This window comes from Fusibacter sp. A1, assembly GCF_004125825.1.
In the GTDB taxonomy this organism is placed as follows: Bacteria; Bacillota; Clostridia; order Peptostreptococcales; family Acidaminobacteraceae; genus QQWI01.
In genome coordinates this window covers 1-13002 of the sequence record NZ_QQWI01000003.1, presented here as the reverse complement: position 1 = coordinate 13002, position 13002 = coordinate 1, and the positions used below count along the sequence as shown (strand labels likewise).

The window sequence follows — 13002 nt, the reverse complement described above, 5'->3', positions numbered from 1 at the left end:
TCGAAGGATATTCTCAAATCTATGGCACTGTAAAAGAAAACTATATATAATAAGCATGAGCGTCAATTGGTTGTGCTCATGAAACATTGGCAAACGTTTTTTTAAAAGGTTTCAAGTGTTTTTTTAAATACAGATTGTCAAAAAGTATACAAGCATATTTTGTGAAAAAACATTCACATTAACAACCAATATGATATGCTATATTGGGTATTAAAAGGAACTATTCCTAAGGAGGCATACCAATGTTCGATAAAGAGAAAATCGCTAGTGTCAGATCGCAATTTGACGCTTTCGAAGAAAAGGTTAAAGCATCACTAGAAAAGAGACCGGAACGTTACAGTGAGTTTGTGACGATATCTGGAGATCCAGTAAAACGCGTGTACGGCCCGCATGATATCGAGAACTTCGATTACGCGAATGACTTAGGCATGCCTGGCTCATATCCATATACTCGCGGCGTACAACCTAACATGTACCGCGGTAGACTTTGGACGATGAGAATGTATGCAGGCTTTGCTACTGCAGAAGCTTCTAACAAACGATACAAGTACTTGGTTGAGCAAGGTTCTATGGGACTATCTGTCGCATTCGACTTACCGACTCAAATCGGTTACGATTCAGACCACTCACTTGCTGAAGGTGAAGTAGGTAAAGTCGGCGTTGCCATCGATTCACTTGCGGATATGGAAATTCTCTTTGATGGCTTACCGCTTGATAAAGTATCGACATCAATGACAATCAACGCTCCTGCTGCAGTTCTTCTTGCAATGTATATCGCTGTTGCTGAAAAGCAAGGCGTATCTGCTGAAAAACTCAGAGGGACAATTCAAAACGATATCTTAAAAGAGTACATCGCTCGTGGAACTTATATCTTCCCAACAGAAGAGTCGATGAGACTAATTACAAATATTTTTGAATACTGCTCGACAAATGTGCCGCTATGGAACACGATCAGTATTTCCGGTTACCATATTAGAGAAGCTGGTTCAACAGCTGCTCAAGAAGTCGGTTTCACACTTGCTGACGGTATCGCATACGTAGACGCTGCAATTAAAGCGGGCCTTGATGTGGATACGTTCGCTCCAAGACTTTCATTCTTCTTTAATGCGCATAACGATCTTTTAGAAGAGGTTGCCAAATACCGCGCTGCAAGAAAGCTATGGGCAAGGATCATGAAAGAGCGTTACGGCGCAAAAGATCCAAAATCCATGCAGCTTAAGTTCCACACGCAAACTGGTGGTTCTACACTAACTGCACAGCAAACTGAGAACAACATCGTACGTGTTGCCATTCAGACACTTGCTGCTGTTCTTGGTGGCACACAATCATTACACACAAACTCAAAAGACGAGGCGCTTGCGCTTCCAACAGAAGCTTCTGTTAGAACGGCACTTCGTACACAACAAGTGGTCGCTTTCGAGTCAGGTGTGACAAATACTGTAGATCCACTTGCAGGTTCGTACTACATTGAAGCTAAAACTGATGAAATTGCCAATAAGGCGATGGAATACATCAAAAAAATCGACGATCTCGGTGGCGCTACAAAAGCGATTGATGCTGGTTATATTCAAGAAGAGATCATGGACGCCGCTTATCAATATCAGAAGGATGTTGAAACAGGCAAAGTCATCGTTGTCGGTATGAATAAATTCCAAGTTGAAGAAGAATCGCCAAAAGACTTGTTGAGAGTTGATCCTATCGTAGGTGAAAACGCAAAAATCAAGCTTAAGAAACTTCGTGCAGAACGTGACAACGCTCGAGTGGAAGAAACACTTGCCGCACTTAAAGTGGCATGCGAAGGCGATGACAACGTTATGCCATTTATCTTAGAAGCGGTTAAAACATATGCGACACTCGGAGAAATCTGTGGTGTTATGCGTGAAGTCTTTGGTGAATATCAGCAAAGCGTTAATGTATAGGAACCTACGGAGGAGATATCATGGATAGACCAATTAGAGTATTAGTTGCCAAACCTGGTTTGGACGGTCACGATAGAGGCGCAAAAGTAATCGCTAGAGCGCTTAGAGATGCTGGTATGGAAGTTATCTATACAGGTCTTAGACAAACTGCAGAACAAATCGTCAGTGCGGCGATTCAAGAGGATGTTGATTGTGTCGCTCTTTCGATTCTTTCAGGAGCCCACAATACATTACTACCAAAAGTTGTCGATATGCTAAAAGCTGAAGACGCTTCTGACATTTTAGTCATTGGTGGCGGTGTAATTCCAGATGAAGACATTCCTTTCTTAAAAGAAAGCGGTATTGCCGAAGTATTCACTCCAGGCACGCCGACTACTGTAACAATCGACTTTATTCGCGCAAACGTGAAGTAGAACCCAAAAGGGTGATGATATGAACCTTAAAGAAAGGTTACTCAGCGGTGACAGACGAGCGGCAGCTCGTCTGATTACCTTAGTGGAAAATAAAGATCCTCAGGCTTACGATTTGCTAAAGGAAATGTATCATGAATCCGGAAATGCGTATGTTATCGGCATCACAGGACCTCCTGGAGCCGGAAAAAGTACGCTGACGGACAAGCTTGTCAAAGCGATTCGTACAACAGGAAAAACAGTGGCTGTTGTCGCCATCGATCCTACCAGTCCGTTTTCGGGTGGTGCGATTCTCGGTGACAGAATCAGAATGGGAGAAGTGAGTACCGACCCGGGCGTGTTCATACGTTCGATGGGTGCCAGAGGGCATCTAGGCGGAATATCCGAATCCACAGCAGCTGCGGTGAAAATTCTTGATATCTATGGAGCGGACTATATCTTCATAGAAACTGTCGGTGTGGGACAATCCGAAATCGACATTGTAAAAACTTGTGATACGACAGTGATGGTGATGGTACCGGGACTTGGTGATGATATTCAGGCGATCAAGGCCGGTGTGATGGAAATCGGTGATGTCTTTGCCGTCAACAAGGCGGATAGGGATGGTGCCAATAAGACAGCCCGTGAGATCAACATGATGCTTGATTTTGGGAAAGAAGACTGGCGTCCACCTGTGGAACTGGTCATTGCCATAAAAAACGAAGGAATCGACAATCTTTTGATAGCGATTCACTCGCACAGGGATTACATGCATGAAACAGGAGAGTTCACTAAACGAAGAAAAGCGAATGCTAAATCGGAGATTATCGAACTTGTAAAGGAACATGTCTTGAAATCGATGCTGCACAATGAGGAGTATCACAAAATAGTAGATGATTTATCTGAGCAAGTGGCACATAGGAAGAACAATCCCTACACAGCCACCGAACAGATTTTAAGCACCATTAAATCACAGTTTTAACGAGGAGGAATCATGAAAGCTTTAAAGGTAGACCATATTGGTATTGCAGTTAAAAATCTTGATGAGACACTTAAGTTTTACACAGAAGTACTAGGCCTCGAATGTCAAGGTACTGAAACAGTGGAAGAGCAAAAGGTAAGAGTCGCTTTTTTACCGATCGGTGATACAGAAGTCGAGCTTTTGGAATCGACATCTGAAGACGGTCCTATCGCTAAATTCATTGAAAAAAATGGAGAAGGCATGCAACACATCGCTTTCAAAGTAGAAAACATTGAAGAAGCAATTCAGCACATGCTCGATAAGGGCATGAGAATGATCGACGAAAAACCACGTTACGGCGCAGGTGGAGCAAAGATCGCTTTTGTCCATCCTAAAAGCTCAAACCGCGTGTTAGTTGAATTGTCGGAAAGATAATCGATTCAAGTCGATTTGAACCTGGAGGTAAACACATTGTCTGAAACACTTAAGAAACTCGAAAAGCTACGCCAAGAAAAAAACAGAATCATGATGGGCGGCGGCGAAAAACGTATCGAAAAGCAACACAAAAGTGGTAAGCTGACTGCTAGAGAGCGTATCAACCTATTATTTGATGAAGGAACTTTTGTTGAACTTGATGCGTTTGTGAAGCACAGATGTACTAACTTTGGTATGGAAAAAGTGGATGCTCCGGCTGAGGGGTGTGTCACAGGTTATGGTAAGGTAGATGGCAGATTGGTTTATTCCTTTGCTCAAGACTTTACAGTAGTCGGTGGTTCACTTGGCGAAATGCATGCGAACAAAATCTGCAAGGTACTTGATAACGCTCTTAAAGTAGGCGCTCCAGTAGTCGGCCTTAACGATTCAGGTGGAGCTCGTATCCAAGAAGCGGTAGACGCTTTATCTGGATATGGCAAGATCTTCTTCAAGAACACAATCGCATCTGGTGTTATTCCACAAATCACTGCAATCATGGGACCATGTGCAGGTGGTGCGGTTTACTCACCAGCGCTTAATGATTTTATCTTCATGGTAGATCAAACATCACAAATGTTTATCACAGGTCCACAAGTTATCAAAACAGTAACTGGTGAAGAAGTTACAGCAGAAGCTCTTGGTGGTGCGATGACACACAATAGAACATCTGGTGTTGCCCACTTTGTAGCTCAAAATGATGAAGTGTGTATCGCAGATATCAGAAGATTACTTAGCTTCTTGCCTTCAAACAATATGGAAACTGCTCCTATCATGGAAGCTGGCGACATAAACAGCATTGCTGAAGCGCTAGATACGATTATCCCTGATAATCCGAACAAACCATATGACGTTCTTGATGTAATTCGTGCGATTGTAGACAACGGTGACTTCATGGAAGTTCAACCCTACTTTGCACAAAATATCGTGACTGGTTATGCAAGACTTAACGGACAATCGGTAGGTATCATCGCCAACCAGCCTAAAGTGCTTGCGGGTTGCTTGGATGTCAACGCATCTGACAAATCAGCTAGATTTGTTAGAACTTGTGACGCGTTCAACATACCTATTTTAAACATCGTCGATGTGCCTGGTTTCTTACCTGGTTCGACACAAGAGTACGGCGGAATTATCCGTCACGGCGCTAAGATGCTTTATGCATACAGTGAAGCGACAGTACCAAAGATTACACTGATCACTAGAAAAGCTTATGGTGGTTCATACCTGGCGATGTGTTCGAAAGAACTAGGTGCAGATGTGGTTCTTGCTTGGCCGACTGCAGAAATTGCTGTAATGGGTCCTCAAGGTGCAGCTAATATCATTTTCAGAAACGACATTAAAGATGCAACTGATCCAGTGGCAAAAAGACAAGAAAAAATCGAGGAATATACGAATGAGTTTGCTACACCATACAAAGCAGCTGAAAGAGGTTTTGTTGATGATGTGATTGAACCAAGTGCATCTAGACCAAGATTGATTGACGCGTTTGATATGTTAGCTGGTAAACGTGAAACGAGACCGGGCAAAAAGCACGGTAATATCCCTCTATAAGATGACGAGGTGAGACTATGGATTTAATTAACAAATTGTCAGACCCAGCACTACTCGAGACAATGACTGTAGGCGATAAACTTACAGCAGGTCTTATGGTGACATTAATCGGTATGACAATCACAGTCTTGGCACTTCTCATATTATGGGGTGCTATAGTAGTGATGACAAAACTAATCGTTAAACAACCAAAGCAAGCGGTTCAAGTTGTTAAACACGAACCCGCTACGGTTAAATCAGTTGTTGTTGAAGAAACAGAAGACAACGATGAACTGATTGCGGTAATAACAGCAGCAATTGCCGCATCACTAAAAACGTCGATTCACAATGTGGTTGTTAAAAATATCGTCAGAATTCCTGATGAGACACCTGCATGGGCTAGTAAAGGTCGCGTAGACCAAATGAACGCAAGATTTTAATTGGGAGGCTTAACACCATGAGAAAGTTTAATATTACAGTAAACGGTAAAGCATACGAAGTAGAAGTTGAAGAAATCGGCGCACCAGCAATGAGCGCACCAGCACCAAGAGCGGCAGCACCAAGAGCAGCGGCTCCTGTGCAAGCGGCTCCTGCCCAAGCTAAACCTGCGCAAGCAGCTCCAGCAGCAGTTCCAGCGGGCGCTAATACAATTAATGCTCCAATGCCAGGTACGGTACTTGACATTAAAGTAGCAGTTGGCGACACTGTCGGCAACGGCGATGTTCTACTTATTCTTGAAGCAATGAAAATGGAGAATGAAATCATGGCTCCAGCAGCTGGTAAAGTTGTATCGATCAACGCGACTAAAGGTGCATCTGTCAACGCTGGCGATGTATTAATCGTATTAGGTTAATACATCTACTGACAGAAAGGAGATGCATTAATGTTACAAGCTTTCATAGATTTCTTTAAAAGTTCTGGTGTCTACAGCCTATTCTTTGATGGCGCAGTAGATTTCGGTTCACTTACTATGATTGCCGTTGCGTGCTTACTCTTGTGGCTTGCCATCAAAAAAGGATTTGAACCCCTACTACTGGTTCCAATCGCTTTTGGTATGCTACTGACGAATATGCCGCTTGGCAATATGATGATGAAGCCGATGCTGGCTATCTTGGACCATAAAGATTCAGCTATGCCGATCATCAATGAACTAGTTGTGCAAGAAGGACTCGTCGGCGCCGCCGAATTACATGCTTATACTGGTATCAAAAGTGTAGGCGGTTTGTTCTTCTACCTCTATCAAGGGGTTAAGCTTGGGATTTTCCCACCACTCATTTTCATGGGTGTAGGTGCGATGACTGACTTCGGTCCGCTTATTGCAAATCCCAAAGCGGTACTTTTAGGAGCAGCGGCTCAATTCGGTATCTTCTTTACCTTTATCGGAGCCTTGCTGTTAGGATTTACAGGCCCTGAAGCAGGTGCTATCGGTATCATCGGTGGTGCTGACGGACCGACTGCGATTTTCCTAGCTTCTAAGCTTGCACCTCACTTATTGGGTGCGATAGCAGTTGCAGCATACTCATACATGGCACTTGTTCCAGTTATTCAACCGCCGATCATGAAGGCGCTTACAACAAAAGCGGAACGTCAGATTAAAATGAGTCAGTTAAGACAAGTTTCTAAAACAGAGAAGATCATCTTCCCTATCGCCGTTACAATCATCGTTTCACTGATGGTTCCACCAGCAACTGCCCTTGTCGGCATGTTGATGCTAGGAAACCTATTCAGAGAATGTGGTGTGACTGCAAGACTTGAAGATACAGCTAAAAACGCACTGATCAATATCGTCACGATCTTCTTAGGTGTGACTGTTGGTGCGACAGCGCAAGCGGATACTTTTTTACAATGGGATACCATTAAAATCATTATCCTTGGCGTAACGGCATTTGCTGTCGGTACTGCTGCGGGCGTTCTTTTAGCCAAATTAATGAACAAACTTTCTGGTGGTACTCTCAATCCGCTTATAGGATCGGCGGGCGTATCCGCTGTACCTATGGCAGCAAGGGTTTCACAAGTTGTAGGTCAAAAAGAAAATCCATCTAACTTCTTATTGATGCATGCGATGGGTCCAAACGTTGCTGGAGTTATCGGGTCTGCAGTAGCAGCCGGTGTACTTTTAACACTGTTTGGCAGTTAAAGATATTTGGTGTCCTTAGGGACACCTTTTTTCTTTATATGTGACAATTATGAGAAGTTGGGCTATAATGAACATGGCATATGGAGGTGGATGATGAAGTCAAAAATACTTGGTTATTTATTGGAACATAGAGATTCGTATACGACCGGTCAAGAGCTATCTGCAATTTGCGAGGTATCCAGACAGTCTATTCACAAACATATCAACAGCTTAAAAGAAGAAGGATATGACATAAGTTCAGTTCATCGAAAGGGTTATAAGCTCACTGTCGGTAGTACGATAAGCCAAGCGGCTCTTGAAGTGCTCATCGAAGAACATGATTTTATAAAGAAGGCGCTGTTTTTTGAAAGCATCCCTTCAACAAACAGCTACTTGAAAGCAAATTCAGATCAAATGGACACAGCGATTGTTGTGGCAAATGAACAGACTGCAGGTAGGGGGAGACTAGGTAGAACTTGGGTATCGACTCCTGGAGTAGGATTGTGGCAATCAATTCTGTTAAGACCAAGTATCAGGCCCGCAGGCGCGTCCATGCTCACACAGGTCGCAGCTGTTGCGATGCTCGAGGCGATAGAGGAAGTTCTAGCTCTAAAAGTAAAGATAAAATGGCCCAATGACCTGCTCATCGGCGAAAAAAAAGTATGCGGCATACTGACAGAAATGTCGGCAGAACTGAGCGCTGTGCAGTATGTGGTAATTGGTATAGGGCTAAATGTCAATCAAGAGACTTTTGCAGACGAGATCAGCGCGATCGCCACATCGCTTAGAATAGAAACTGGCATTGAAGTGAGTCGATTTGATTTACTACGCGCGTTTCTTAATCGGTTCGAAGCTCATTATGCACAGTTTCTTAAGGACCTGTCGTTGAAGTCCGTTGTGAAGTTGATCAACGAACGCTCCGTTCTTGTATCAAGAGAGATAAACGTCATCTTGGGAGAGTTTACAAGAACAGCACTGGCAAAAGAAATAAACGAGTTTGGTGAACTGATAATAACTGAAAATGACGGAACAGAGACAACCCTTTACTATGGTGAAGTCAGTGTTCGTATAAAATAGAAAACAGAGGTGACTTATGCTATTGGCATTCGATGTTGGAAATACTAATGTAGTACTCGGTGTGTTTAATGAGGAAAGCGGCGAACTGAAGCATCAGTGGCGTATCTCGACAGACAAATCAAAAACATCTGATGAAATCGGAATGATCGTACACCAGTTGTTCGGTTATCATGGTCTTCAACTTACTGAAGTTAAAGCGGTGATCATATCGTCTGTTGTACCCTCGATCATGTATTCATTGCAACACATGGCAATTAAATATTGTAATGTGAAAGCGCTTGTCATCGGACCGGGCGTGAAGACTGGAATGAACATCAAATACGACAACCCACGTCAAGTCGGAGCGGATAGGATCGTAAACGGTGTATCTGCGTTTAAAAAATATGGCGGACCTGTGATTATCGTCGATTTCGGAACCGCTACGACGTTTTGTGCGATCAATGAAAAATGTGAATATCTTGGTGGTGCGATCATGCCGGGTGTTAAGGTCTCAAGTGAAGCGCTTACGAATAGGGCTGCTAAACTTACACGTGTGGAACTTGAAAAGCCCAATAAGATCATATGTAAAAACACGACACAGAGCATACAAGCGGGGCTGATCTACGGAAACATTGGTGCTGTCGACTATATCGTGAGAAGAATGAAATCAGAGATGCATTATGATGGCGATATACCTGTAATAGCAACAGGAGGGCTCTCCTCCATGGTGGCGACGGATTCAGAAACGATCAATACGGTTGATCGACATCTGACCCTTGACGGACTATACACAATCTATATGATGAATAAGTAATAAAGGGCCAAGGTATGCACTGCCTTGGTTTTTTGTAAGGAGTAAAAATGAAAATTGGATCAGTAACCCTTGATGGGAACATATGGCTGGCGCCTATGGCTGGAGTGACGGATCTGGCATTTCGAAAAATCTGCAAAGAGTTCGGGTGTCCTGTAGTCGTAACAGAGATGATAAGCGCAAAAGCCTTAAGTTATAGAGACAAGAGGACATTCAAATACATGGAGGTCCATCCAGAGGAAAGGCCCCTTGCGCTACAGATTTTCGGTTCAGAACCTGACACGATGGCTCAAGTCACAGAAGAGGTCTTAAATGACCATCCCTTTGATATTTTGGATATCAACATGGGCTGTCCCGCACCAAAAATCGTGAAAAACGGTGATGGTTCCGCTTTGATGAAAGACCCTAGACTCGCAGCTGAGATTGTTAGTGCGGTCAAAGCGGTTTCTAAAAAACCGGTAACGGTAAAGTTTAGAAAAGGGTGGGATGATGAGCATATCAATGCGGTTGAGTTTGCCAAGATGATGGAAGCTGCCGGTGCGGATGCCATCACTGTACACGGTAGAACCCGTGAGCAATACTATTCTGGTAAAGCGGACTGGACAATCATAAAAAGCGTGAAAGAAGCGGTAGCCATCCCCGTCATCGGAAATGGCGATATCTTCACACCGGAAGACGCCAAATCGATTGTTGAACTGACAGGCTGCGATGGCATCATGATAGGCAGGGGAGTGCAGGGGAGACCTTGGTTGTTCGAGCAGATAAACGATTACTTAAAGACAGGAACCTATAAGCCTGATCCGTGCCTTGAAGAACGAATCCTGTTGATTGAAAAACAATTGAACTGGATGACTGAATATAAGCCAGAACATGTCGCTGTGATGGAAATGAGAAAACATTCGGCCTGGTACTTGAAAGGAATCAAGAACTCTGCCAACATAAGAGCTCAAATCAACAAGGCATCTACTAAGGAAGAGTTGTCGACACTGCTCAGATCGCTACTTTAAGTCGGCTTGACATGGCACTTTAACTACTCTATAATAGTAACATTAGAATCATTGTACGATGTAATGATTGCAACTACTCATATAAGCCTGTTACATGATCAGATATTATTAATTTGATGGACTAACAGGCTAGGCTTATGTTTCAGTCTTATTCAATAAACTAAAGGAGAGATCACATGGGGAATAAATCTGTGGTGTTAACGCATGAAGGGTTCAACAAAGTAGAACAGGAACTCGAACTTTTAAAAACGGTAAGACGTAAGGAAGTAGCGGAAAAGATTAAACACGCTAGAGCTTTTGGCGATATCAGTGAGAACTCAGAATACGATGAGGCGAAGAATGAACAAGCAGAGCTTGAAGCACGTATCTTGAAGCTTGAAAATATCATAAGAAACGCGCATGTTATTGATGAGAGCGAAATCGATATGGAACACGTATCTGTAGGTACTGTAGTTAAAGTATTTGATTTCGAATTCGATGAAGAAGTAGAATATACAATAGTAGGCGCAACAGAAGCTGATCCGTTTAACTTTAAAGTTTCAAACGAATCACCTATTGGCGAAGCGCTTATTGGAAAAGGTATCGGCGAAACAGTAGAAATCGTGGTACCGGATGGTGTGACTAAACTTAAAATTTTAGAAATCCATAGATAACACGAAGCCTTTGCTACTGCAAAGGCTTCAATAAATTTAAACCAGCGGAGGTGCAAAGTGAGCGAAGAATTAAATCTTAATGAATTGTTGCAGGTGAGACGCGACAAATTGAAGCAGTTACAAGAAGCGGGGAGAGATCCTTTTAAAATCGAGAAATACGAGCGAGATGCTTTCAGTGCAGCGATCAAAGAGGATTTTGAAAAGTACGAAGATAAAGAAGTAAGTATCGCTGGCAGAATCATGTCAAAGAGAATTCAAGGAAAAGCCGGTTTTATCGATTTGCTTGACAGGGATGGAAGAATTCAATGTTATGTCAGATTGGACAGAATCGGAGAAGAAGAGTTCGAATGGTTCAAAAAAGTAGATATCGGTGACATCATGGGAATTAAAGGTGTTGTCTTTAAAACAAAAGTCGGTGAAATTTCAGTAAAAGCCAATGAAGTCCAGCTTCTATCAAAGTCACTTCAAATTCTTCCTGAAAAATTCCACGGATTAAAAGACCACGATTTACGTTATAGACAGCGTTATGTCGACTTAATTGTAAATCCAGGTGTAAAAGAGACATTCATCAAGCGTAACCTGATCACAAAAGCGGTTCGTGAATTCCTAGATAACAAAGGTTATATCGAAGTGGATACTCCTACACTCAACACAATCGTCGGTGGAGCTTCTGCAAGACCATTTGTCACTCATCACAATTCTCTCGATATTGACATGTATATGCGTATTGCAAATGAACTATACCTAAAAAGATTAATCGTCGGTGGTTTTGATGGCGTTTATGAAATGGGTAAGATGTTCCGTAACGAAGGTATGTCTGTAAAACACAATCCGGAATACACTGCGATGGAAGTCTATGTCGCGTATGAAGATTATGAGTTCATGATGGAACTGACTGAAAATCTAGTGGCGTACTGCTGTGAAAAAGCGAACGGTACTTTAAAAATCAATTATCAAGGTACTGAGCTAGACTTAACACCGCCTTGGAGACGTGCATCGATGCACGATTTGGTACAAGAAAAAACAGGTGTTGACTTCTACGCTTTGACAGATGAAGAAGCGCGTGCTGAAGCAAAGCGTCTTAACCTTGATGTAGCAGATCACTTGACAGTGGGTCATTTTGTCAACGAAGCGTTTGAGGCTTTCTGTGAAGCCGATCTGGTTCAGCCTACGTTTGTTCTACATCACCCAGTAGAAGTGTCGCCACTAGCAAAACGTAACCCTGATGATCCAAGAATCACAAATAGATTTGAAGCGTTCATCAACACTTGGGAAATCGCAAATGCATTCTCTGAGTTGAATGATGCGATCGATCAACGTGGTAGATTCGAACATCAAGTGGCTCAAAGAGAAGCTGGCGACGACGAAGCTCAAATGATGGACGAAGACTTTATCAACGCGCTTGAAGTCGGCTTGCCTCCAACAGGCGGTTTAGGTGTAGGTATTGATAGAATGATTATGCTACTGACAGACTCACCATCTATCAGAGACGTAATTCTATTCCCGACAATGAAGCCTGAGCAAAATTAATTATCAAATAAATTTGAAGGAACTCATGTCTAATCATGAGTTCCTTTTTGCATTTGAAAGAGAATGTTAAATATGAATAATATCAAAAATGGCCTAGAAAGGGCAGTTGAAGATGATGAAACGCCGACGGAAAAAAAACGTAAAAAAATATGAATTTTGTGTTAATTCAAAGTAAAACGGGGTAAAAGTAAGTTGCGCTGAAAAAAGAATAAAAGATTGAAAAAAGGTGTTGACGACATAGTGCCTTAGATGATACTATGTACTAGTTGCCGAAACAAAGCGTTGATGGCAAGACAATTTAATTGCGAGTAAGAAAAATTAATCACCTCTTCGTTGAACAAAGTACGTTCAACTGGCCGGTGGGGCGTCGTGAATAAGAAAAATTCACGATCAATGAACCATGACAACTGAACAATGTACCCGCTTCCAATAAGCCGCCCCGTATAAACGATAGGCGAGTTGGAAAGCGACAATGGATAATTAGAGTGCAAGAAAAGCACCAAAAAAAATCACAAATAATTAACGCTAGACGTTAAACAAACTATTTTAATTAAGAGTT

General features: G+C 42.5%; 13 protein-coding genes. All 13 read left to right on the top strand.

Translation table 11 applies throughout. From position 1 onward, the window contains the following. The first annotated feature begins 242 nt into the window (after nt 1-242). The 13 genes from DWB64_RS04075 to lysS all read left to right on the top strand — a co-directional run bounded on the left by DWB64_RS04075 (nt 243) and on the right by lysS (nt 12443). Nucleotides 243-1919 carry a methylmalonyl-CoA mutase gene (locus tag DWB64_RS04075; RefSeq protein ID WP_129486924.1) on the top strand — a complete coding sequence of 559 codons (1677 nt, stop codon included), beginning with the start codon at nt 243-245 and terminating at the stop codon, nt 1917-1919. Nucleotides 1920-1936: 17 nt separating this feature from the next. Beyond that, the gene (locus DWB64_RS04070; protein ID WP_348983824.1) at nt 1937-2332 is read left to right on the top strand and encodes a cobalamin B12-binding domain-containing protein; all 396 of its coding nucleotides are present in this window, start codon (nt 1937-1939) and stop codon (nt 2330-2332) included. A gap of 19 nt (nt 2333-2351) precedes the next feature. Next, on the top strand, nt 2352-3290 hold the full coding sequence (meaB, locus tag DWB64_RS04065) for a methylmalonyl Co-A mutase-associated GTPase MeaB (RefSeq protein ID WP_129486922.1): 939 nt from the start codon (nt 2352-2354) through the stop codon (nt 3288-3290). A gap of 12 nt (nt 3291-3302) precedes the next feature. Next, nucleotides 3303-3704 (top strand): methylmalonyl-CoA epimerase, encoded by a 402-nt coding sequence (gene mce, locus DWB64_RS04060; RefSeq protein ID WP_171831352.1) that lies wholly within the window; start codon nt 3303-3305, stop codon nt 3702-3704. Between the two features lie 90 nt (nt 3705-3794). Continuing rightward, on the top strand, nt 3795-5291 hold the full coding sequence (locus DWB64_RS04055) for an acyl-CoA carboxylase subunit beta (protein ID WP_171831355.1): 1497 nt from the start codon (nt 3795-3797) through the stop codon (nt 5289-5291). A 17-nt stretch (nt 5292-5308) separates the two neighbouring features. Further along, nucleotides 5309-5710 (top strand): OadG family protein, encoded by a 402-nt coding sequence (locus DWB64_RS04050; protein WP_129486919.1) that lies wholly within the window; start codon nt 5309-5311, stop codon nt 5708-5710. Between the two features lie 17 nt (nt 5711-5727). Then, a complete protein-coding gene (locus DWB64_RS04045) occupies nt 5728-6123 on the top strand; it encodes a biotin/lipoyl-containing protein (RefSeq protein ID WP_129486918.1) in 396 nt (131 codons plus the stop codon). Nucleotides 6124-6153: 30 nt separating this feature from the next. Further along, nucleotides 6154-7407, top strand: a complete 1254-nt coding sequence (locus DWB64_RS04040) for a sodium ion-translocating decarboxylase subunit beta (protein ID WP_171831351.1) — start codon at nt 6154-6156, stop codon at nt 7405-7407. Between the two features lie 93 nt (nt 7408-7500). Continuing rightward, complete coding sequence (locus tag DWB64_RS04035) at nt 7501-8463, top strand: biotin--[acetyl-CoA-carboxylase] ligase (protein ID WP_164980222.1); 963 nt, start codon at nt 7501-7503, stop codon at nt 8461-8463. A gap of 16 nt (nt 8464-8479) precedes the next feature. Beyond that, on the top strand, nt 8480-9256 hold the full coding sequence (locus DWB64_RS04030) for a type III pantothenate kinase (RefSeq protein ID WP_129486916.1): 777 nt from the start codon (nt 8480-8482) through the stop codon (nt 9254-9256). A gap of 47 nt (nt 9257-9303) precedes the next feature. Next, complete coding sequence (gene dusB, locus DWB64_RS04025) at nt 9304-10260, top strand: tRNA dihydrouridine synthase DusB (protein ID WP_129486915.1); 957 nt, start codon at nt 9304-9306, stop codon at nt 10258-10260. A gap of 176 nt (nt 10261-10436) precedes the next feature. Further along, the gene (gene greA / locus DWB64_RS04020) at nt 10437-10913 is read left to right on the top strand and encodes a transcription elongation factor GreA (protein WP_129486914.1); all 477 of its coding nucleotides are present in this window, start codon (nt 10437-10439) and stop codon (nt 10911-10913) included. Nucleotides 10914-10943: 30 nt separating this feature from the next. Beyond that, nucleotides 10944-12443, top strand: a complete 1500-nt coding sequence (lysS, locus tag DWB64_RS04015; protein ID WP_371682596.1) for a lysine--tRNA ligase — start codon at nt 10944-10946, stop codon at nt 12441-12443. Nucleotides 12444-13002: the final 559 nt, after the last annotated feature.